Below are 21895 nucleotides of genomic sequence, written 5' to 3'. Positions count from 1 at the left end.
TTGTACTTTTTATAAGTTGGTTAATTAAAACGAGTATGATAAACCAACAGTGTAATAAGATTGTAATTTATTGTCTACAGAATCGAAAGTTTCTGAAGGATTACCTCCATCTGCAACAGGTAGATTTTGTATGTAATTTAAAGCTTCTTGTTTGTTGCTACGTAAACCAAAGTCAAAACCAACACCAATCATTTTCCATAATTTATAACTAAATGAGTTTGTCCATGTCCAGTTAGATAAATCAGAAGATTCATAGCTTTGAAAAGCAGATAGGTTTGTTTTGAAGTGGATAGCTCCAATTTGTCTTGTATAATCTGCTACAATTTTAGCACCTAAAGAAGATTCGAAAACAGTGTCTTCATCAGCAAAAACAAAATTGTAGTTTAAAGGATGTACTACTACGATTAGGTTTTCAATTGGTGTCCATGTTGCACCAATACCAAGGTCTAAATATCCAGGATCATTAAAGTTATCTAAAAGTGTTGTTCTGTATTCTCCTAAAGCTGAAATAGCTATTGTTTTAGTGATATTTCTACCGTAAAGGGAAGAAATATTAAAGACATCAGTAGTAGATTCGAAAGAATCGCTGTCCGTATTATCATCTTTATCATCTAATTTTACCCATGCAAAATTTGTAGTTAAAGCGTTTCTCCAAAAATATTTGTCTTCAATTTTATTTGCAAATGCATTAAAAGAAATTCCAATATTTCCAGAACTGTTATTTGGTGTTCCTTGAGAGTACCAGTCGCTAAATTCAGATAAGTTACCACCAATGGTACCAAAAGCACCTGTTCTCCAACCTGGTAAAGCGTCAATTTGTGCTTGTAAAGCATTAGCTTCTCCTTGAAACTTGTTTGCTTCTGCTTGTTTCTCGGCTTTTTGAGTTTGTAATTCTTCTTTTGTTTGAGAAAAACCAAAGCTAATGGCTAACATTAACGATGCTGATAAAAATAATTTCTTGTTGATATTCATAATAAGGTAAATTTTATTTTTTTATTGTTTTAGGTTACATTAATTAAATTACTCTATTGTTAGACCCATTTTATTGAGTGAAGTCACAATTTATATTCGATAATAATATAATTTAAAGGTGTAAAATTATTTTGTTTTCATCTAGTAAGCCAACTCAAAAATAGATTTTAATAAAATTTTAAGATTTGCTTATGTTCTATCGTTTTTTATATAGAGGAACAGCAGAGCAAGCCTCGCCAAACATAATAGATCTGGCAATTGGTTTTAATTTTTGAGAGAGTAGTACTAATGCATTTGCTGGTACAGGTTTGTTAGAACAGCCTTTGATGATCACTGGAAATCCTTCATATTCTGAAACATCTAAGTTAGAAATAATGTGAGCGTAAAGTAAAGATTCTAATTCATCTAAAGTACCTATAATAGTTTGTTGACTGTAGGTTTCTAGTTCTATAGCAATAAGCATATATGCCCAATCGGGTACAATAGCATCAGTAGAGCAGTGTAGTGCTACAAAACAATCTTGGTATTGGGACCAATCTTGTGCTGCAACATGCGCTCTAAATTCTTTTTCACGAAGTACAAAGCCTTCCAATAACCAATCTTTTATATCAAAAAGAACACGTTTCCCTTTAGGATAGTAATCTTCCAAATCTATAACTCTTAGTTTGCTACTTGCAACTCTATTTATAATGTCTTCTGCCATAATTTAAAGGTAATTATTTTATTGATAGCCTTCTGCTTGTAGTGTAAACAATTCAGCATACAGGTTTTGGTTTTTCATGAGTTCTTCATGGGTTCCAATTTCTAAAGCTTTACCGTGTTCTAATACCAAAATTCTATTGGCTTGACGAACGGTGCTGAATCGATGGGAAATAATAATGCTAGTTTTTCCTTCGGTTAAACCAATAAAGCGTTCAAAAACGTCGCTTTCTGCTCTTGCATCTAAGGCAGAAGTAGGTTCGTCTAAAACCATAACTTCTGCGTTTTTCATATAAGCTCTTGCTAAGGCTACTTTTTGCCATTGTCCGCCTGATAATTCTTGTCCGTTAAAAAAGCGTTTTCCTAATTGTTGATTGTAGCCTTTTTTTAGTTCTTTAACAACATCGTTAGCCAGACTTAGTTCTGCAGCATTTTCAATTTTAGCTTGGTTCTCTAGTTCGTTGATATTTCCAATGGCTATATTTTCTTTTACAGTAAATTCATATCGAAAGAAATCTTGAAAAATAACACCAAAATATTCCTGATATTCGGCTATGTTGAAACGATTAATATTAACGCCGTCTAATAATATTTCACCCGAAGTAGGTTCGTAAAAACGCAATAGTAGTTTGATTAATGTGGTTTTTCCGGCACCATTTTGACCTACAAAAGCTAGTTTTTCACCTGCTTTTAATGTGAAAGTGATTCCTTTTAGAATTTCATTATCAGAATTTGGATACGCAAAATGTACATTCTTAAACTCAAAACCTATTTTGATATGTTTTGGTAATTTAATATCTTCTTTTGCTTTAGAAACGATTGAAATATCAATAAAATCAAAATAATCTTTAAGATATAAAGCACTTTCAGAAATACGTGTGAATTTAGAAAAGAAGTCTTGTAAATTCTTCATTAAGCGGTTAAATGCACCCGATAAAAAGGTTAACTCACCCAAGGTTATTGTTCCTGATAGTACGCGATAGATAATAAACACATAAGCTCCGTAATAACTAATAGAACCTAAAACGTTGAATAGAAAGCCAAGTGCAGAACGCTTTATGGCTAGTGTTTTATTAAGCTGGTAATATTCTTCGGACAGGTTTTGAAAACGATTCACAATAAAATCTGTCAAGCCAAAAAGCTTAATTTCTTTTGCTGTTTTATCGTTAGCACCTATAAAACGTAAATAGTCTAATTCTCGACGTTCAGAAGTCCAGCTTCGTGCTAATGAATATTGTTGTTGGCTAAAGCGTACCTCATTTATAAATGAAGGGATAATACTTAGAACCAACAGAATTATTAAATACGGTTCAAAATAAATTAAACCTGCAACAAGTGTGGCGATAGAAATACCGCTTTGTACTTGAGAAAGTACGTTAGACATAAGTCCAACACGTCCGTTGGTTTGTGTTCTGGCACGTTCTAATTTATCGTAGAATTCAGAATCTTCTAATAAACTAATATTTATTTGATTGGTCTTTTTTATAATAGTGACAGAGCTGGTTATATTGTACTCATCACCAAGCAAACCATCGGTTAATGAAATAGCTCTGCTCACTAAATCTGAAAGAATAATTAAACCAAATTCCGTCCCTACATAAGTCCAAAGTGTGTAATAATCTGGATTGTCTAATGAAATTTGTAAGATAATTTCATCTACAATAAGTTTTCCTATCCATAAAATAATAACAGGAAGTACAGCACCTATTAACCTACAGAATGCAGATAGAAGAAAAAGGCCTTTGTTGACTTTCCAAATTTCTTTAAAAAATCGAGGAATATATACTAAAGCATTAAAAGACGATTTGAAATTAGTTTTCTTATCGTCTTTTAGTGATGTAAAATGTCTTCTTGGCATTTATAAATTGTAATTAAAGCATTCCAAGCTCTAACTTGGCTTCTTCGCTCATTAATTCTTGAGACCATGGTGGGTCAAAAGTAATTTCTACTTCAGCATCTTTAACCTCGTTGAGAGACTTCACTTTTTCTTCCACTTCTAAAGGTAAAGTTTCTGCAACAGGACAATTAGGCGTTGTTAGTGTCATTAAGATTTTAACCTCATAATCTTCATTTATAAAAACATCATAGATCAATCCTAGTTCGTAGATGTCTACAGGGATTTCTGGATCGTATATTGTTTTTAAAACTCTAAGGATTTTCTCTCCTAATTCTGCCGTATCTATAGTATTATCGCTCATTTTTTTAGTTTATGTGTTTAAAGATTTAGAGTTTAGTGATGTAAAACTCTAATATTTAAACTTAATTCAATTGTGTCTGGTATGCAATAGCATACAATTTTAGTTGTTTTATCATGCTTACAAGGCCATTAGCTCTTGTTGGTGATAAATGTTCTTTTAAGCCAATTTTATCAATAAAATCGGTGTTTGCATCAAGGATTGCTTTAGGATGCTGGTTAGAAAATACTCTGATCAATATCGCAATAATACCTTTAGTTATAATGGCATCACTATCTGCAGTAAAGTTTACTTTATCGTCTTGCATATTGGCATGAACCCAAACCTTACTTTGGCAACCTTTAATAATATTATCTTCGGTCTTATATTTTTCTTCTATTATTGGTAAGTCTTTACCTAGATCTATCATGTATTGGTAACGTTCCTCCCAATCTTCAAACATAGAAAACTCGTCAATAATTTCGTTTTGTACTTCTTCAATAGTCATAGTCTCATTGTTTGTGGCAAAATTACAAAATCGCTATTGCTTTGCTAGTTTTTCTTTTACGGATAACACTTTATTAACTAAATTTTCAATAGCTTGTGGTGGATTACCGTGGTCAAAAGTTTTTGTCATGTACATTTGGTCTCCAACAGTAATAGACAGATTTGCGTGCGGTGCTCCATCATATTGATGTTTTGTAGATGGTGGTGTTAACTTATAGAGTGTTTCTAAATCAATAGCTTCTACTAATTCGTTTATGGCCTCCCAATCCTTTGTTTCAATTTGAAAGGTCTCATTATTGATAAGGCTTTCGTCTTTTGAAATTAAAATTTGATCTTTTGAAATAAGGATATAATCAAAAGAGTTTCTTGAGTAATATTTGTAATTAACAGAGGTCTGGTAATTGATATCGCTTTTTTTATTTTTTTCTAAAGGAATAGTTTGAGGTATTTTTGTTATTAATACTTTTTCATTATTTGAAAATGAAATTACATCATTTTTGATAGAAAAAGTATTGATAGAATTTAAGTGTTTTAGAACCTGTTTTTCAATGGCATTAACATCTTTACTGCACATTTTTTTTGTAGTAGCAATATTAGAAAAGCTGATGTTGTTGCCGTCTACATTATATGATCCGAAGAAATTATTACACCCAGAAAATCCTGTAACTTTATTTGTAGCTTCATCAAAATGAATAGCTATTTTGTTTGAAGAGGCATCGTTATCACCAATTTGGTTTATGTAATAGGTGCCCGAAGGTGTTTCTTGCATTTGTTTGCTGTTTTCAAGGGCTTTTTTAGACGAATCACAAGAGGTGAATGTCAAAATAAAGGTAAAAAAACTAAGTAAAAATTTCATCTGTTAAGTGTTTAACGATTTAAGTTACACTTTTAATGCCAAGGTTTAAGAAAGCATCATGATTGCTTTTTTAAGCGCAACAATAAAAGCGTCAATTTCTTCTTTAGTATTGTAGAACATAAAGGAAGCTCTTATAGTTCCTGGAATCTTGTAGAAATCCATAATAGGTTGTGCGCAATGGTGACCTGTACGAACTGCGATACCCATTTTGTCTAAAATAGTTCCGATATCATAAGGGTGAATAGTGCTAACATTAAAAGAGATTACTGAGGTTTTTTCTTTTGCTGTACCGTAAATTTTAACGCCTTCAATTTTAAGCAATTCTTCTGTACCGTAATCTAAAAGTTCATTTTCATATTTAGCAATAGTATCAAAGCCAATATTATTCATGTAATCTAAAGCAGCTCCAAAAGCAATACCTCCACAGATATTAGGTGTTCCTGCTTCAAATTTATGTGGTAGTCCAGCGTAAGTTGTTTTTTCAAAGGTTACTTGGTCTATCATTTCACCACCACCTTGGTAGGGTGGTAATTTTTTAAGCCATTCTTCTTTTCCGTAAAGAACGCCTACTCCAGTTGGTCCACAAATTTTGTGTGCAGAACAAACATAAAAATCAACATCTAATGCTTGAACGTCTGGTTTTAAATGCGGACAAGATTGTGCGCCATCTACTAAAACAGCAGCTCCAACACTATGTGCTTTTTCTATAATATATTCAATAGGGTTTATAGTTCCTAAAGCGTTAGAAATATGATTTACAAAGACTAATTTTGTGTTTTCGTTTAGTAAAGCATCAAATTCTGGTAGAATTAATTCGCCATCCTGATTCATAGGAATGACCTTTAAAATTGCACCTGTGCGTTCGCAAAGCATTTGCCATGGCACTATATTGCTGTGGTGTTCTAAGGCAGATACTATAATCTCATCGCCTTTATTTAATAATGAAGTAAAACCTGTAGCAACCAAGTTAATACCATGAGTTGTACCTGCTGTATAAATAATTTCGTAGGGTTGCTTGGCATTAAAATGTTTTTGAATTTTAATACGTGCTTGCTCATAAGCGTCTGTTGCTTCTTGGCTTAGACTATGAACGCCTCTATGAATATTTGCATTGTAGTTTGTGTAATAATCTACAATAACATCTATAACTTGCTGAGGTGTTTGCGATGTTGCGGCGTTATCAAAATATACTAATGGTTTTCCGTTAACCTTACGATTAAGGATAGGGAAGTCTTTTCTTATTTTTTGTACGTCGAACATAGTTTATTTAAATATAAAACCTGTCGTGCTGTTGAAACAAAACAGGTTTAAAATTTTAGTTTATAAATCAAACCCAATATTTACGCCTAATTTTTCGGCAATAAGTTTAGTAATTCTTGTTTTCATTTCTGGAATTTTAACAGAATCTAAAACGGTATTACTAAATGCAAACATTAATAATGCTTTAGCTTCTTTCTCTGGAATACCACGAGAACGTAAGTAAAACATTGCGCTTTCATCTAATTGACCAATAGTACAACCGTGAGAACATTTTACATCATCTGCAAAAATTTCAAGTTGAGGTTTTGTGTTAATAGTTGCTTTATCGCTAATTAAAATATTGTTATTAGCTTGAAAAGCATTTGTTTTCTGTGCTAATTTTTCAACAAGAACTTTACCATTAAATACCCCTGTAGATTTATCATCAAAAATACCTTTGTAATCTTGGTGACTTTCGCAATTTGGTTCAATATGATGCACTAAAGTATTATGGTCTATATGTTGCTTATCACCAATAATGGTTATGCCTTTCATTGTAGAATCAATACGCTCACCGTTTTGGTAGAATTCAAGATTGTTTCTTACTAATTTACCTCCAAAAGAAAATGTATGCACTTTGGCTAAACTTTCTTGTTTTTGGTTAATAAAAGTACTATCAATTAAAGAGGCACTTTGGTTGTCATTTTGAATTTTATAATAGTCAACTATGGCACGTTTATTAGCAAAAATTTCAGTCACAGAATTCGTTAAAACAGCATTTTCTGTTAAGCTCTGGTGACGTTCAATAATTTGCACATGTGCATTTTCATTTACAACAATTAGATTACGAGGTTGTAATAGCATTGCAGCTTCGTTACCTGTTGAAAAATGTATAATTTGAATTGGCTTATCTACAACTTTGTTTTTTGGAATATTGATGTAAGCACCTTCCATAGAGAATGCAGTATTCAAAGAAGATAAGCTGTCTTTGTTAGCTATTTTATTAAAGTAATTGTCAATGATTACTTTGTATTTAGGCTTAGATAAAGCAGCAGACATTAAACAGACATCTAAACCATCGTGTGTTGTTTGAGATAGGTGTGATGAATATTTTCCGTCTACAAAAATGATTTTATACGAATCAATTTCATGGATAAAATATTCTTTAACATCTTTATATTCAAGTGCTTTTTCGCTTTTAGGAAATACACTATAATCCTGTTTTAAAACGGAATTTAATGATGTATATTTCCAGTTTTCCTGTTTTTTAGTAGGAAAATCTTCTGCTTCAAATATTTTTATAGCTTCTGTTCGTATGTCATGTATAGAAGAGTGTACATCTACATTATCTTCAAATGCCATAAATGACGATACTAATTTTTCTTTTAATTCCATATTTCTGTCATTCCTACAAAAGCAGGAATCTTTTTAATGTTAACTTATAAGTTTATTATGGATTCCTGATTTTTCAGGAATGACAAGCTAAGCTTATGCGTTTACTTCTTCTTTAATCCAATCGTAACCTTTTTCTTCTAGCTCATGTGCTAATTCTTTACCTCCGGATTTTACAATCTTTCCGTTTAATAAAACGTGAACAAAATCTGGTACGATATAATCTAATAAACGTTGGTAGTGTGTAATTACAATTACTGCGTTGTCTTTAGATTTTAATTTATTAACTCCATTAGAAACAATACGTAAAGCATCGATATCTAAACCTGAATCAGTTTCATCTAAAATGGCTAATTTTGGCTCTAACATTGCCATTTGAAAGATCTCGTTTCTTTTCTTTTCTCCTCCAGAAAATCCTTCGTTTAAAGAACGTGATAAAAACTTACGGTCAATTTCTAGTAATTCTGATTTCTCACGAATCATTTTTAACATGTCTTTAGCAGGCATATCTTCTAAACCTTTAGCTTTACGAGTAGAGTTAATAGCTGTTTTTATAAAATTAGTTACACTAACTCCAGGTATTTCTACAGGGTATTGAAATGATAAGAATACGCCATTGTGTGCTCTTTCTTCTGCAGCTAAATCTTCTATATCTTCATTTTCTAATAATATAGAACCTTCAGTAACTTCGTAGTCTTCTTTACCTGCAATTACTGAAGCTAAAGTACTTTTACCAGAACCATTTGGTCCCATAATAGCATGAACTTCTCCTGCTTTTACTTCAAGATTTATTCCTTTTAATATGGCTTTATCTCCTATACTTGCGTGTAAATTATTAATCTTTAACATAGTCTTATTTTGCTAATTTTATAACGTCTTTTGATTCTGGATCAGGTGCTTCCACCTTTAAAATTTCTTTTATTTCTACTCGGTACTGCCATCCTTCTTCGCCTTCGTTTTTTTCAAACTCTCTAACTCTGACGGTAACAGGTACCATATCTGTATCTTCTTTTTTATAAGCTTTTACTTGCTTATCTAGTTGGTGCATATTCTGGTCTATTACCACACCGTAAATTTCATTTGCTGTTTGTAATACTGCTGCATCTCCGTAATACACAAATTCACCTCTTAAAGTAATAAAGCCATCGTTTTGATCGTAAGATTTTGCACGATTTGCTTCTAGATTTACCTCTTCTTGTTTTGGTTCGTTTTTACAAGCAAATAATGCTAAAGCTAAAACGATGATTAAGTTGATTTTTTTCATATTTAAATTTTATATCTATAATACTTTTGCTTCAACTAAGCTTAGTGACCAACTTTTGGTTTGTTATCCAACAGAACCTTCTAAGCTAATCTCTAATAATTTACGAGCTTCAACTGCAAATTCCATTGGTAACTTATTCAATACCTCTTTACTAAAACCGTTAACAATTAATGCAATAGCTTTTTCAGTATCAATACCTCTTTGGTTACAATAGAAAATTTGATCTTCACCAATTTTACTTGTTGTTGCTTCGTGTTCTATTTTTGCTGTTTTGTTTTTTGCTTCTATATATGGGAATGTGTGTGCGCCACAATCGTTACCCATTAATAAACTATCACATTGTGAAAAGTTACGAGCGTTATCTGCTCTAGGTCCTATTTGAACCAATCCACGATACGAGTTTTGTGACTTACCAGCAGAAACACCTTTTGAAATAATAGTTGATTTTGTGTTTTTACCTAAGTGAATCATTTTAGTTCCTGTATCTGCTTGCTGATAATTATTAGTTACAGCAATAGAATAAAATTCACCTACTGAATTATCACCTTTTAATATACAGCTAGGATATTTCCATGTTACAGCAGAACCCGTTTCAACTTGTGTCCAAGAAATTTTTGCGTTTTTCTCACAAAGCCCCCTTTTTGTTACAAAATTGTAAACACCACCTTTACCTTCAGAGTTTCCAGGGTACCAGTTTTGTACTGTTGAATATTTTATTTCAGCATCATCTAAAGCAATAAGCTCTACAACAGCAGCGTGTAACTGATTTTCATCTCTGCTTGGTGCAGTACAACCTTCTAAATAAGAAACATAGCTTCCTTCGTCTGCAACAAGAAGTGTTCTTTCAAATTGTCCTGTTCCTCCTTGATTAATTCTGAAGTAAGTAGACAGTTCCATTGGGCATTTTACACCTTTTGGAATATAACAGAATGATCCGTCACTAAATACAGCAGAATTTAAAGCCGCATAGAAGTTATCTTTAATAGGTACAATTGTTCCTATATATTTTTTTACTAATTCTGGATGCTCTTTTATAGCTTCAGAAATAGACATAAAAATAATTCCTTTTTCAGCTAAAGTCTTTTTAAAAGTAGTTGCTACAGAAACAGAATCTACAACAATATCCATTGCAACATTGTTCATTTTTTTCTGCTCATCTACAGATATCCCTAACTTTTTATACATTGCTAATAGATCTGGGTCTACATCGTCTAATGTTTTATTAGGGTCTATTGCAACTGGTGCAGAATAATATGCTATGGATTGAAAGTCTGGTTTCTTGTAATGTACATTTGCCCATTCTGGTTCGGTCATTTCTTTCCAAGCCTTAAAAGCCTCTAGTCTCCATTCGGTCATCCATTCTGGCTCTTCTTTTTTCTTAGAAATAGCGATAACAATTTCTTCATTTAGACCAATAGGGAAAGTTTCAGATTCTATATCTGTGAAAAAACCATATTCGTATTCTTTGGTTTTTAATTCTTCTCTAAGATCGTCTTCTGTATATTTACTCATAATAATTTTTACGTTTGTTTAAGCTTCTCCGAATTGGAAGGTTGAGGTAATTTTGATTTCTTGATTTAAAGAGAAAAAGATTCTCCACAACCACAAGTACGATTTGCATTAGGGTTATTAAATACGAAACCTGTTCCATTTAGTCCACCCGAATATTCTAAGGTTGTACCAATGAGATAAAGGAAGCTTTTTTTGTCTACAATGATTTTTATATCATTTACTTCAAAGATTTTGTCGTCTTCTAGTTGTGTTTTATCAAACTTTAAATCGTAAGATAAACCAGAACAACCACCACTTTTTACACCAACTCTAACGAAATCGGTGCTTGGGTCGAAGCCATCATCAGTCATAAGTTCTATGACTTTCTTTTTTGCATGTTCAGAGACTTTAATCATATTTCATAGCTAGATTAATTCTAAATAGAATGCAAATATACAATATAGCAAGTGTTTAACCATAGGTACTAACATTATATTAGTATATGGTTAGATAAGCGTTGACTATAGTAGGTTAACCAAGTAAAGGCCAAGTAGAAAAGTGAATTAGGATGCGACTTTTGTTTTTGCGATGCATTTTGTAAGTCGATATAATTCTTGTAATGTTTCTGATATTTGTTTGTTTGCAACAGTATTGTTTTCAAAATTTCCATGATGATCTGTAACAACAACTGTGTCGCAATGTGTGCATGTCATCTCTATCGTGTGATCTATATTTGTTTTAGATTTTACATAATTATGGCCAAAAATAGCACAAGGTAGAGCTTTGGTAGTCTTAGGTTTCATTAGTTAGGGTGTTTGGGGGTGAGCAATTTATATAAATTTTGATTGCTACAGGTTGAAGTGCTTAATTTTTCGATGAAATGCACTTGTTTTGTTGGTTTTGAGTCGATTTATCTCAAAAACCTTATGTTTTTTTAATCGGAAATGAATTATTAAGGTTTGAATTTAAGTTGTTTAGAGTGTCTTTTATTAACTGTTTATAGCCGTTGTTCTGTTTGGTGTCTTTAAATTATTATTAAATTGTTTTATAAATAATTGTTTTAATTCAGCTTATTAAAAAAAAGCATAATATTTTTGCATTATGATTGAAGATAAAAACCCACAGCGAACTCCTTTGAGTGAATTAGGAGAGTTTAAACTAATTGAGCACTTAACTGAACATTTTAAAGTCACACAGAAATCCACAATTAAAAGTATTGGTGATGATGCTGCTGTACTTAATTTTGGTAAGAAGCAAGTTGTTGTTTCTACTGATTTACTTGTCGAAGGTGTGCATTTTGATTTGAGTTATGCGCCGTTAAAGCATTTAGGTTATAAAGCTATTGTTGTTAATCTTTCTGATATTTATGCTATGAATGCAACAGCAACTCAGGTTACTGTTTCTATAGCTGTATCTAACCGTTTTCCTTTAGAGGCTTTAGAAGAATTATATGCAGGTATTACAACTGCTGCTCAAGTTTACAATGTAGATGTCGTTGGTGGTGATACGACCTCTTCAACTTCTGGTTTAATTATTTCTGTTACCGCTATCGGTGAAGTTGAAAAAGGTGATGAAGTTTTAAGATCTGGTGCTAAACCTAATGATTTGTTAGTTCTATCTGGAGATATAGGTGGAGCATATATGGGATTACAAGTTTTAGAGCGCGAAAAAGAAGTCTTTAAAGTGAATCCGCAAAATCAACCAGATTTGTCGATGTATACTTATATTATAGAAAGACAATTAAAGCCTGAAGCTCGTAAGGATATTGTTGAATTACTTAAAGAATTAGATGTTAAACCAACGAGTATGATTGATGTGAGTGATGGTTTATCTTCAGAAGTGATACATTTATGTAAGCAAAGTAAGGTAGGTGTTGATCTTTATGAAAATAAGATTCCATTAGATCCTCAGGTTATTTCTACTTGTGAAGAATTTAATATAGATAGTACTACAATTGCTTTGAGTGGTGGCGAGGATTATGAATTATTGATGACTATATCTCAAGAAGATTTTCCTAAAATTAAGGCAAATCCTAATTTAACTGTTATTGGTTTTATGACAGAAGAAGACAGAGGAATGCATTTAGTTACTAGAAGTGAAGAGAAAATTCCTATTATAGCTAAAGGTTGGAATGCGCTTAAAGATCAATCATAAAGACTTTTTGCCCTTTCTCTAGTCGCTTGTTGTGTACTTGATTCAGTACGGTGTTGATTTCTTTAAATTTTGGTGTTAAAGGAATAAATTTTCCGTCACCATCAATTGTTCTTTCAGTTTTACAATTTTTACATCGATATTCTTTTACGTGATAGGTTACATTTTTGGACACTTTGTATTTATGTCCAAACAATGCGCAATAAAGTTTTTTCATTAACGAGTCTTCTTAGGAGTTAGTGCGCTATTAAATGGAATTGGAATGTAAGAAAAATAGTAGAAAAAAAGTTATCAACAATTAATAAATCGACGAACGGAGTGTTTTTTGCTTTAAACGTAACGACTTATGGTTGTATATACGCTCTAAAGCAGAGTTTATGTCCTGATGTTTAGGTGTTAATTCTGTGAGCTTTCCGTTACTACCTGTAGTTAACTGTTTTTTGCAGCATTTACAAGTGTATTCGTTTACGTGGTTAGTGACTTTTTTGGTGATTTCGTAGTTATGACCAAATAAATCACAGTAGATTTTGCTAGGTGCCATACTTGTGATATTTAATTTTCTTACGTAAACATAAAAAATATACGAAAACAAAGCGTTAAAAGACTTTATTTTTCGATAAAGTGTAATAATACGTAGGTTAATTCTGATTTATTTTCAATATAGCTCATATGTCCACCGGATATTAGTGCGTAATCTATATCTGTGTTTTTAATTTGAAGAGTTAGAGAATCGCTATCTATTAAGCCATCTTCCTCTCCAATAATTATAATTTTATTTATTGGTAGTTTTTTAAAGAGTTTTATATAGTTTGGCCGTAGCTTCATACCTTCTTGTGCAGCAATGTAACCTTGAACAGGTGTTAATAAGGCTTGCTGAAGTGCTTTATTGTAATCGGCTTCATGTTTAATTTTACTTTCAGCTGTAAATAAATTAGCAAAGGACATTTTTACTAAAGCTTCATAATTGGTTTGTGCCATTTTACAAGCTCTAGATCTAATTAGTTTTCGTTCTTCTGTATCGGCTTCAAATGTAGAATTCATTAAACAGAGTCCGTTAAATAGATTTGGGTGTTTTTCAGCGAGAGCTAAAGCAACATAAGCACCCATGGAATGGCCAATAAAGTGTGCCTTTTCAATATTTAAATATTCTAAAACAGCAAAAACGGCTTCGGCCATAGTTTCCATAGTATGTACATAACCTAAACATTCTGTTTGTCCGTGACCTAAGAGGTCGATGCAAATAACCTGGTGTGCGTTAGTTAGTTTTGGAACTAAATCATTCCACATATTTACGCTTTCTAAGAAACCGTGCAGTAAAACAACAGATTGTCCTTTTCCTTCGGTAGTAAAATGTATGGTGCTGTTTTTATAGTCTAAAATCATATTAGCAAAGATATATTTTGAAAACATTATGGACCATTAATCATTATAACATTTTAGTATCTTTGGTGGCATTCAAAATTAAATTTTCATTTCATGTTTTTAAAACGATTTTTTACTTCGGTTCTATTTGTTTCAGTTTTCTTGTTAAATGCACAAATTAAAGAACAATCCTTAGATAGCTTAATTGAAGCAACATTAACCACGTTTGATGTTCCTGGTATCTCTGTTGGTATTTATAAGGATGGGAAAATTATCTATTCTAAAGGTCATGGTGTACGTTCATTGACTAATAAAAAGGAAATGAATGACGAGACTTTAGTGGGCATCGCTTCAAATAGTAAGGGATTTACATGTTTTGCTCTAGCAATGATGGTGGATGCGGGTAAGTTGAATTGGGATGATAAAGTTCGTCAGTATATTCCAGAATTCAAACTTCATGATGCTTGGGTAACTGAGCAATTTACGGTTAGAGACTTATTAACACATCGTAGCGGATTGGGTTTAGGTGCAGGTGATTTAATGTTTTTTCCTGAGGGAGGAGATTTTACAATTGACGATGTTATTGCTAATGTTCAGTATTTAGAACCTGAAAGTTCATTTAGAAGTCAGTTTAAGTATAATAATAACATGTTTATCATTGCGGGTGAAGTTTTAAAACGTGTAAGTGGTTTGTCTTGGGAAGAATTTATTGAAACTAAAATTTTGCAACCTGTTGGAATGACAAGTAGTAAAGCATCATACAATCGTGTTACCGATAAATCGAATATTATTGATGCGCATACAATGACTGAAGGTGAGGTTATTCAGATTCCGCATGATTGGAGTGCGCTTGCAAACCCAGCTGGTGGAATTGTAAGTAATATTACAGACATGCTAACATGGTCTCAGTTTTTAATGAATAATGCTGTAACTAAAAATGGAGAGCGTCTATTGAGCCAAAAACAATTTCATGAGCTTTGGCAATTACAAACCCCATTAAAAGTGTATCCAAATGATTCTTATAATTCTAACTTTAAAGGTTACGGTTTAGGTTGGTTTGTTTCTGATGTAAAAGGTGGACATAAACAAGTTTATCATACCGGTGGTTTATTAGGTACCGTAACTCAGTTTACAATGATTCCGGATTTAGACTTAGGGATTGTTGTTTTAACCAACCAAATGAATGGTTCTGCTTTTAGTACCATTACAAATACTATTAAAGATGCTTATTTAGGTTATGGCAATAGAAATTGGTTAGAGAATTATGGTTCAGGAAACGCTGATTACATTAAATTTAATGATAGTGTAAAAGCTGAGGTGTATGCTAAAGTAAAAAAAGCAAAGAAATTAAAAACGATACCAAAACCAGAACAGATTGTGGGGACTTATGCGGATGATTGGTTTGGGGATATTGTTATTTCTCATGAAGCTAAAAAAGGATATACAATTAAGAGTGTAAGATCTTCCCAGTTATTTGGTGAGTTATTACCATATAATTCAACAACTTTTGTGGCTAAGTGGAATAATCGAAGTTTTGATGCTGATGTTTATGTCCAATTTACCTTTAATGAAAAAGGAGAAGCTGTTTCTGCAACAATGAATTACATTGCTCCAATTACCGATTTTAGTTTCGATTTTGGAGATTTAGAACTTAAGAAAAAGTAGTAAGTGAATATTCAACGTAAAGAACTTTTAATAACTAGTTTTGGTCTGTTCTCTTTATTTTTTGGAGCAGGAAATTTATTAATTCCGCCATTATTAGGTTATAATGCAGGAGAGAATTGGTTTTTAGTAACCATTGGCTTCATGATTACAGCTGTTGTTATTCCTATTCTCGGGATTCTCGCTCATTCAAGATTACAAGGAACACTATTTGATTTTGGCAAAAAAGTATCTAAAAGTTTTAGTGTAATTTATTGTATCTTAATTTATGTCATTGCTGTTGCTATTCCATCACCAAGAACTGCTGTGGCAACACATGAAGTTGCTGTGTTTCCTGCTTTTGGAACAAGTCCTTTACTAACAAGTTCAATTTATTTCTCTTTGGTTTTGATTTTTGTGCTTAACCGGGCAAAAATTCTTAATGTTATCGGTAAATTTTTAACGCCTTTTATTGTGTTGCTTTTATTGGCTGTTATTGGTATTGCTTTGGCTTCTTCAGAATTTAATACAGGAGTTTCACAATCTAAAACACCAATTATTACAGGTTTTTTAGAAGGCTATCAAACCTTTGATGCTATTGCTTCTGTTGTTGTAGGTGCTGTGATTATTGTGTCCTTAAATTTTAAAAACATGTCAGTCGAGGCTTATAGTTCTAAACGAACATTAATTAGAAAGTCGGGCTTTATAGCGGGGTTAGGTCTTTTTGTTATTTATGCTGGTTTAATTGCTGTTGGTGCTTATTACAGTTCGGATATTTCTATAGATTCAGGATTAAGTAATGATATGCAACGTGCTAATTTATTGCGTGGTATTAGTATTGCTTCCTTAGGTGAATTTGGAAACACGATTCTTAGTGTTTTAATTTCATTAGCCTGTTTAACTACAGCTATTGGTATCGTGGCTGGTACTGCAGATTATTTTAAAGGTTTACTTAATGATTCTAAAACGGTTTATATTATTTCGGCAGTTCTAGCTTGTGTATTTGGAGTTGTAGTTGGTCAGTTAGATTTTAATTCTATCATTCTAGTGGGTATTCCGGTGTTATTATTTATATATCCAATTACTATCATTCTTATTTTGTTGAATGTCTTACCAGAAAAAATAGCAACTCCTTTAGTTTTTAGAGCGGTTGTTGTCATTACAATTTTATTTAGCATTCCAGATGTTATTGGTTTTTTAAGTCCTACTGAAGGATTAAAAAGTATAACGAATTATATCCCTATGGCAAATTATAGTTTAGGTTGGGTATTACCTTCTTTTATTACTTTTTTGAGTGTTTCTGTTTTTCAACTAAAGAAATAGAGGTCATTTATTTCTTCTAAAGTCTTAATTACACGGTTAATTATTCTATTTTTGTTATATATTTAACAAACTGTGTAAAAAATAACTATTTTTTTAATTTTTATGTTTATTCCAAATGTCACCTCTACATTTGTATCATAAAATTAAAAATTATGTTAGTATATAAGTTTGGAGGTACGTCAGTAGGTTCTGTAGTTAACATGAACCACGTTAAAGATATTATAAGCACTAAGGGTAAGAAGATTGTGGTTTTATCAGCAATGTCTGGTACTACAAATGCTCTGGTTGAAATTTCAAGTTTAATTAAGGGGAATGAAACTAATGAAGCAGAAGCAAAAATTAAGGCATTAAACGAAACTTATAGAAAAACAGTTTTCGATTTAATTCAGAATAAAGCTTTATATCAAGAGGTGATTCAGTATGTTAATTCAATTTTTGAATCTTTATTAGCTGCTGTAAATCAACCACATTCTGTATTACTTCACAATACCATTTTAGCGAATGGAGAATTACTTTCTACATTTATGTTTAGTAGATTACTGCAACAAGATGGCTTAAAAGTTGCTTTATTGCCTGCTTTAGAATTTATGAGAACGGATAGAGCCAATGAGCCAGATAACTTCTATATCAAACAGAATTTAGAGCGTTTAATGCAGAATACAAATGAAGCTGATGTTTATATTGCTCAGGGTTTTATTTGCTTAGATGTCGATGGTGTAATAACTAATTTAGAACGTGGAGGTAGTGATTATACAGCAACTATTATTGGGGCTGCTATAGAAGCTGAAGAGGTACAGATTTGGACTGATATTGATGGATTTCATAATAACGATCCTCGTTTTGTAGATAACACAACAGCTTTATCACATTTATCTTATGATGAAGCTGCGGAGTTGGCTTATTTTGGAGCTAAAATTCTACATCCTCACACGGTAATGCCAATGCGCGCATTAGATATTCCGCTTCGATTAAAAAATACAATGGATCCTGAAGCTCATGGAACTTTAATTACTAATGAGGTTAATGGTGAAGGAATCAAAGCGATTGCGGCAAAAGATAATATTACAGCGATTAAAATTAAATCTGTACGCATGCTATTAGCACACGGATTTTTAAAGAAAGTTTTTGAGATTTTTGAGAAATATGAAACGTCAATAGATATGATTACAACCTCTGAAATTGCGGTGTCTTTAACGATAGATAATACGACTCATTTAGAGTCTATTACAGGGGAATTAGAAAAATTCGCAAAAGTTGCAATCGATGACTATATGAGTATCGTTTGTTTGGTTGGAAACCATATTATTTATCACCCAGATACACCAGAATTATTTCAAGTTTTACAAGATGTAAATGTAAGAATGATTGCATATGGTGGTAGTTATAATAATATATCACTTTTAGTAAATACGAGTGATAAATTAGAGACCTTGCAAAAATTACAACGCTATGTTTTTGAAGACAATAGCGTTGCTGTTTAATTGATTAATTTTTATTTGTTCAAAAAAAAGCCAAAACAAATAAATGTTTTGGCTTTTTAATATGTGATTTAGATGAAGATTTTTAGTTCATAAGATCTTCAATCTCATCTGCTTCAATAGGGATATTACGCATTAAGTTGAAAGGTTCACCGCTTTCTTGTATAACAACATCATCTTCAATACGGATTCCGAAACCTTCATCTGGAATGTAAAAGCCAGGTTCTACGGTAAATACCATGTTGGCTTTCATTGGTTCGTGTAGAATACCGTAATCATGAGTATCTAATCCCATGTGGTGAGATGTTCCGTGCATAAAATATTTTTTATAAGCAGGCCAATCTTTATCCTCATTCTGTACATCAGCTTTATCTAGTAGTCCTAAGCTTAACATTTCTGAAGTTGCTATTTTTCCTACTTCATTATGGTAATCTGCCCAAATTGTTCCGGGAGTTAACATTTTGGTTGCTTCATTTTTTACACGATTTATAGCATTGTAAACTTCTTTTTGGCGTTTAGTAAATTTACCAGAAACAGGAATCGTTCTACTCATATCACTTGCGTAATTAGCGTATTCTGCTCCGATATCTAAAAGAATTAAATCACCAGCTTTACATTGTTTGTTGTTTTCAATATAGTGTAAAACGTTGGCGTTGTTTCCTGAAGCGACAATTGGTGTGTATGCAAATCCTTTTGAGCGATTGTTTAAAAACTCGTGCATAAACTCCGCTTCAATATTGTATTCCCAAACATCTGGTTTTACAAATTCTAAGATTCTTCTAAATCCTTTTTCTGTAATGTTACAAGCTTCTTGTATAATGTCTAATTCTAAAGGATGTTTTACAGAACGTAAACGTTGTAAAATAGGGTTGCTTTTTTCTACTTTATGCGCAGGGAATTGTGCTTTAACAGCTTTATTAAATCGATCTTCGCGTGTTTCAGTTGCTACGCTAGCGCGGTAATGTTCATTAGTGTTAATGTAGATTGTGTCTGCTTGAGACATAATTTCTTTCATGACACGGTCAAAATCTTGAAGCCAATAAACGGTACTTACACCAGAGGTTTCAAAAGCTTTTTCTTTAGTTAGTTTTTCACCTTCCCAAACAGCGATATGTGCATTTGTTTCGGTTAAAAATAAAATTTCTCGATGTTTTGGATTCGGGCAATCAGGAAAAAGTATTAAAACACTTTCTTCTTGATCTACACCACTTAAATAAAATATGTTTCTATCTTGCTGAAAAGGTATAGTACTATCAGCCCCAATTGGGTAAACATCATTAGAGTTAAAAACAGCTAAACTGTTGCTAACCATTTTGTTTTTAAAGTTTTTTCTGTTGTTTATGAAGAGATCGGAGTTAATTTGATTGTATTTCATAATTTTGGAATTTATTTTGAATTACAAAGCTAAGGTTTTATTTAACGAATACTTAAAATAGGAGTTTTGTATCTTAGGTTTTTAACATTTCATTATCATTGTTAATTTTACAATTATAATGAACCTGAAAGTTGAGGTTGAAATTAAATATAAAAACTTACTACAACGTATTCGCTCAATGTTTACGAGGTATTCAAGAATAAAAATTTAATTATTATTTGTGGTGATGACCTATAAAGTGATATTAATCATAAAATTGAATTGAGCAACCGTATACTTTTGTTCAGCTAAATAAAAATAGTTATTGAATATGGGATTTATTTCAGAATTACTCACCAAAGACTACTTTGTATTATTCCTAGTTATTGGCTTTGGGATTGCGCTTGGTAATGTGCGAATAAAGGGAATTAGCTTTGATACTTCGGCAGTTATCTTTGTGGCTATTTTCTTTGGGTATTTATATAATTTTTATGGCGTAAATTTTAGTATTCCACCGATTATACAGAGTGTAGGTTTAGTATTGTTTATTTACACAATTGGTATGCAAGCTGGGCCTTCGTTTTTTAGTTCATTTAAAGAGAATGGAGCAAAACTTATTCTGCTTGCAGGAATTAGTGTCACAGCCGGTGGGCTTACAGCTATATCTATTTCTTATATTTATGATGTAGATATGAACATGATGAGTGGTTTGCTAACAGGTGCATTAACTTCTACACCGGGTTTGGCAGCATCTATAGAAGCTTCAGGGTCACCGTTAGCATCCATTGGTTATGGTATTGCATATCCGTTTGGTGTTTTAGGAGTTATTTTATTTGTAAAGCTTGGGCCTTTATTATTTAAAGTGAATATTAAAACTGAAGAGAAGAATTTTGAAGAGATATCAAAATCAAGTACACCTCCGGTAATTAATAAGAATTTAATTATTTCTAATGAAAATGTAAACGGGAAAACGATTAAAGAATTGAGAATACGTTTTATGACTAAGGCGAATATTTCTCGTATAATGAAACCTAATCAACTTCCGTTCTATCCAACACGTGATACTATTTTAGAGACAGGTGATATTATAAAAGCGGTTGGGACTGTCAATGCATTAAGTCGTATAGAGCTATTGTTAGGTAAAGTTACTGATATAGAAATACCACGTAGTGGCAAATACGATATTAAGTGGTATGTTGTTAGTAATGATACTGTGGTTAACAAAACAATAAAAGAACTTAACCTTTTTGAAAATTACTCGGCAACCATCACACGAATAAGAAGAGCTAGTATAGATTTAGCACCTCACCCTACAACTCGAGTTAAATATGGTGATAAAGTTTTAGTATCTTCTTCTAAGGGTAATGTGTCAGCAGTAACACAGCTTTTTGGTGATAGTTTAAAAAGAATAGGAGAAACAAGTTTTTTACCTGTTGCATTTGGTATCGCTATCGGTGTAATACTTGGTTTTATTGCTATTCCATTAGGAAGTATGCATCTTAAATTGGGTTTAACAGGGGGTGTACTTTTAGCATCAATATTTTTAAGTTGGAAAGGTAAATTTGCTGGTGTAATTTGGAATTTGACAGGTCCTGCAAATCAAATATTACGTCAATTTGGACTGTTGTTATTTTTAACTCCCGTTGGCTTAAATGCAGGACAAAGTTTGGTTTCAGCCATTCAAGAGCATGGGGTTGTTTTATTTCTATATGGAGCAATTATTACATTAGTGCCAATGATTATAACAGTTATTGTAGGTCGCTTTTTTATGAAGATTAATTTCTTGTCTATTTTAGGTGCTTTAACAGGTGGAATGACATCAACACCGGGTTTAAGTGCTGCGGATTCTATGACAGAATCTGAAGCGCCTCAAATTGCTTATGCTGCAGTTTATCCTTTTTCATTGGTCTTAATTATAATAATTGCCGAAATAATGGCAGTGTTGTAATTGATAGAGCGTGTTCTAAAGTGTTGTATTCATTGACTTTATGA

At 32.2% G+C, this 21895-nt stretch carries 22 protein-coding genes; 5 read left to right on the top strand and 17 right to left on the bottom strand.

Translation table 11 applies throughout. From position 1 onward, the window contains the following. Positions 1-24: 24 nt before the first annotated feature. From HSX10_RS06910 to HSX10_RS06850, 13 genes are all read right to left on the bottom strand, one after another. On the bottom strand, positions 25-972 hold the full coding sequence (locus tag HSX10_RS06910) for a DUF3078 domain-containing protein (RefSeq protein ID WP_173587484.1): 948 nt from the start codon (positions 970-972) through the stop codon (positions 25-27). Positions 973-1168: 196 nt separating this feature from the next. Continuing rightward, positions 1169-1675: a DUF2480 family protein gene (locus HSX10_RS06905; RefSeq protein WP_173587483.1), complete on the bottom strand. Its 507-nt coding sequence runs from the start codon at positions 1673-1675 to the stop codon at positions 1169-1171. A gap of 18 nt (positions 1676-1693) precedes the next feature. Beyond that, positions 1694-3529 carry an ABC transporter ATP-binding protein gene (locus HSX10_RS06900; protein WP_173587482.1) on the bottom strand — a complete coding sequence of 612 codons (1836 nt, stop codon included), beginning with the start codon at positions 3527-3529 and terminating at the stop codon, positions 1694-1696. Between the two features lie 13 nt (positions 3530-3542). Then, positions 3543-3869, bottom strand: a complete 327-nt coding sequence (locus HSX10_RS06895; protein ID WP_173587481.1) for a DUF59 domain-containing protein — start codon at positions 3867-3869, stop codon at positions 3543-3545. 61 nt (positions 3870-3930) lie between these two features. After that, complete coding sequence (locus HSX10_RS06890; RefSeq protein ID WP_173587480.1) at positions 3931-4353, bottom strand: SufE family protein; 423 nt, start codon at positions 4351-4353, stop codon at positions 3931-3933. Between the two features lie 33 nt (positions 4354-4386). After that, positions 4387-5208: an META domain-containing protein gene (locus HSX10_RS06885; protein WP_173587479.1), complete on the bottom strand. Its 822-nt coding sequence runs from the start codon at positions 5206-5208 to the stop codon at positions 4387-4389. Positions 5209-5253: 45 nt separating this feature from the next. Further along, a complete protein-coding gene (locus HSX10_RS06880; protein WP_173587478.1) occupies positions 5254-6468 on the bottom strand; it encodes an aminotransferase class V-fold PLP-dependent enzyme in 1215 nt (404 codons plus the stop codon). A 60-nt stretch (positions 6469-6528) separates the two neighbouring features. After that, entirely contained in the window at positions 6529-7842 is a 1314-nt protein-coding gene (gene sufD / locus HSX10_RS06875; RefSeq protein ID WP_173587477.1) for a Fe-S cluster assembly protein SufD, read from the bottom strand. A gap of 93 nt (positions 7843-7935) precedes the next feature. After that, positions 7936-8688, bottom strand: coding sequence for a Fe-S cluster assembly ATPase SufC (gene sufC, locus HSX10_RS06870; protein WP_173587476.1), 753 nt, complete (start codon positions 8686-8688; stop codon positions 7936-7938). A 4-nt stretch (positions 8689-8692) separates the two neighbouring features. Next, on the bottom strand, positions 8693-9103 hold the full coding sequence (locus HSX10_RS06865) for a hypothetical protein (RefSeq protein ID WP_173587475.1): 411 nt from the start codon (positions 9101-9103) through the stop codon (positions 8693-8695). Positions 9104-9166: 63 nt separating this feature from the next. Next, entirely contained in the window at positions 9167-10615 is a 1449-nt protein-coding gene (gene sufB / locus HSX10_RS06860) for a Fe-S cluster assembly protein SufB (RefSeq protein ID WP_173587474.1), read from the bottom strand. Between the two features lie 65 nt (positions 10616-10680). Next, a complete protein-coding gene (locus HSX10_RS06855) occupies positions 10681-11010 on the bottom strand; it encodes a HesB/IscA family protein (RefSeq protein ID WP_173587473.1) in 330 nt (109 codons plus the stop codon). A gap of 147 nt (positions 11011-11157) precedes the next feature. Then, the gene (locus HSX10_RS06850; protein ID WP_173587472.1) at positions 11158-11397 is read right to left on the bottom strand and encodes a hypothetical protein; all 240 of its coding nucleotides are present in this window, start codon (positions 11395-11397) and stop codon (positions 11158-11160) included. A gap of 298 nt (positions 11398-11695) precedes the next feature. Here HSX10_RS06850 and thiL point away from each other — a divergent pair, with 298 nt between their 5' ends. Next, positions 11696-12748 (top strand): thiamine-phosphate kinase, encoded by a 1053-nt coding sequence (gene thiL, locus HSX10_RS06845; protein WP_173587471.1) that lies wholly within the window; start codon positions 11696-11698, stop codon positions 12746-12748. Here thiL and HSX10_RS06840 read toward each other — a convergent pair. From HSX10_RS06840 to HSX10_RS06830, 3 genes are all read right to left on the bottom strand, one after another. Then, complete coding sequence (locus HSX10_RS06840) at positions 12732-12962, bottom strand: DUF1660 family phage protein (protein WP_173587470.1); 231 nt, start codon at positions 12960-12962, stop codon at positions 12732-12734. The genes thiL and HSX10_RS06840 overlap by 17 nt on opposite strands. Positions 12963-13043: 81 nt before the next feature. Continuing rightward, entirely contained in the window at positions 13044-13286 is a 243-nt protein-coding gene (locus HSX10_RS06835; protein WP_173587469.1) for a DUF1660 family phage protein, read from the bottom strand. Positions 13287-13351: 65 nt separating this feature from the next. Further along, a complete protein-coding gene (locus HSX10_RS06830) occupies positions 13352-14128 on the bottom strand; it encodes an alpha/beta fold hydrolase (protein WP_173587468.1) in 777 nt (258 codons plus the stop codon). A gap of 93 nt (positions 14129-14221) precedes the next feature. On the opposite strand from HSX10_RS06830, the gene HSX10_RS06825 reads away from it, so the two are divergent. From HSX10_RS06825 to HSX10_RS06815, 3 genes are all read left to right on the top strand, one after another. Then, entirely contained in the window at positions 14222-15772 is a 1551-nt protein-coding gene (locus HSX10_RS06825) for a serine hydrolase (protein WP_173587467.1), read from the top strand. A gap of 3 nt (positions 15773-15775) precedes the next feature. Continuing rightward, entirely contained in the window at positions 15776-17071 is a 1296-nt protein-coding gene (locus HSX10_RS06820; RefSeq protein WP_173587466.1) for a branched-chain amino acid transport system II carrier protein, read from the top strand. A 152-nt stretch (positions 17072-17223) separates the two neighbouring features. After that, complete coding sequence (locus HSX10_RS06815) at positions 17224-18552, top strand: aspartate kinase (RefSeq protein ID WP_173587465.1); 1329 nt, start codon at positions 17224-17226, stop codon at positions 18550-18552. Between the two features lie 82 nt (positions 18553-18634). On the opposite strand, the gene HSX10_RS06810 is transcribed toward HSX10_RS06815, so the two are convergent. Next, complete coding sequence (locus HSX10_RS06810; RefSeq protein ID WP_173587464.1) at positions 18635-19924, bottom strand: aminopeptidase P family protein; 1290 nt, start codon at positions 19922-19924, stop codon at positions 18635-18637. Between the two features lie 310 nt (positions 19925-20234). On the opposite strand from HSX10_RS06810, the gene HSX10_RS06805 reads away from it, so the two are divergent. Then, on the top strand, positions 20235-21851 hold the full coding sequence (locus HSX10_RS06805) for an aspartate:alanine exchanger family transporter (RefSeq protein ID WP_173587463.1): 1617 nt from the start codon (positions 20235-20237) through the stop codon (positions 21849-21851). Positions 21852-21895: the final 44 nt, after the last annotated feature.

It is taken from the genome of Winogradskyella undariae, assembly GCF_013285155.1.
Classification (GTDB): Bacteria; Bacteroidota; Bacteroidia; order Flavobacteriales; family Flavobacteriaceae; genus Winogradskyella; species Winogradskyella undariae.
The sequence above is the reverse complement of the archived record's forward strand: the minus strand, read 5'-3'. Positions and strand labels throughout refer to the sequence as shown.

Excerpts from the sequence above, each read along its gene's own strand:
- HSX10_RS06910 (WP_173587484.1), bottom strand. The coding sequence starts at position 972 with ATGAATATCAACAAGAAATTATTTTTATCAGCATCGTTAATGTTAGCC.
- HSX10_RS06905 (WP_173587483.1), bottom strand. The coding sequence starts at position 1,675 with ATGGCAGAAGACATTATAAATAGAGTTGCAAGTAGCAAACTAAGAGTT.
- HSX10_RS06900 (WP_173587482.1), bottom strand. The coding sequence starts at position 3,529 with ATGCCAAGAAGACATTTTACATCACTAAAAGACGATAAGAAAACTAAT.
- HSX10_RS06895 (WP_173587481.1), bottom strand. The coding sequence starts at position 3,869 with ATGAGCGATAATACTATAGATACGGCAGAATTAGGAGAGAAAATCCTT.
- HSX10_RS06890 (WP_173587480.1), bottom strand. The coding sequence starts at position 4,353 with ATGACTATTGAAGAAGTACAAAACGAAATTATTGACGAGTTTTCTATG.
- HSX10_RS06885 (WP_173587479.1), bottom strand. The coding sequence starts at position 5,208 with ATGAAATTTTTACTTAGTTTTTTTACCTTTATTTTGACATTCACCTCT.
- HSX10_RS06880 (WP_173587478.1), bottom strand. The coding sequence starts at position 6,468 with ATGTTCGACGTACAAAAAATAAGAAAAGACTTCCCTATCCTTAATCGT.
- sufD (WP_173587477.1), bottom strand. The coding sequence starts at position 7,842 with ATGGAATTAAAAGAAAAATTAGTATCGTCATTTATGGCATTTGAAGAT.
- sufC (WP_173587476.1), bottom strand. The coding sequence starts at position 8,688 with ATGTTAAAGATTAATAATTTACACGCAAGTATAGGAGATAAAGCCATA.
- HSX10_RS06865 (WP_173587475.1), bottom strand. The coding sequence starts at position 9,103 with ATGAAAAAAATCAACTTAATCATCGTTTTAGCTTTAGCATTATTTGCT.
- sufB (WP_173587474.1), bottom strand. The coding sequence starts at position 10,615 with ATGAGTAAATATACAGAAGACGATCTTAGAGAAGAATTAAAAACCAAA.
- HSX10_RS06855 (WP_173587473.1), bottom strand. The coding sequence starts at position 11,010 with ATGATTAAAGTCTCTGAACATGCAAAAAAGAAAGTCATAGAACTTATG.
- HSX10_RS06850 (WP_173587472.1), bottom strand. The coding sequence starts at position 11,397 with ATGAAACCTAAGACTACCAAAGCTCTACCTTGTGCTATTTTTGGCCAT.
- thiL (WP_173587471.1), top strand. The coding sequence starts at position 11,696 with ATGATTGAAGATAAAAACCCACAGCGAACTCCTTTGAGTGAATTAGGA.
- HSX10_RS06840 (WP_173587470.1), bottom strand. The coding sequence starts at position 12,962 with ATGAAAAAACTTTATTGCGCATTGTTTGGACATAAATACAAAGTGTCC.
- HSX10_RS06835 (WP_173587469.1), bottom strand. The coding sequence starts at position 13,286 with ATGGCACCTAGCAAAATCTACTGTGATTTATTTGGTCATAACTACGAA.
- HSX10_RS06830 (WP_173587468.1), bottom strand. The coding sequence starts at position 14,128 with ATGATTTTAGACTATAAAAACAGCACCATACATTTTACTACCGAAGGA.
- HSX10_RS06825 (WP_173587467.1), top strand. The coding sequence starts at position 14,222 with ATGTTTTTAAAACGATTTTTTACTTCGGTTCTATTTGTTTCAGTTTTC.
- HSX10_RS06815 (WP_173587465.1), top strand. The coding sequence starts at position 17,224 with ATGTTAGTATATAAGTTTGGAGGTACGTCAGTAGGTTCTGTAGTTAAC.
- HSX10_RS06810 (WP_173587464.1), bottom strand. The coding sequence starts at position 19,924 with ATGAAATACAATCAAATTAACTCCGATCTCTTCATAAACAACAGAAAA.
- HSX10_RS06805 (WP_173587463.1), top strand. The coding sequence starts at position 20,235 with ATGGGATTTATTTCAGAATTACTCACCAAAGACTACTTTGTATTATTC.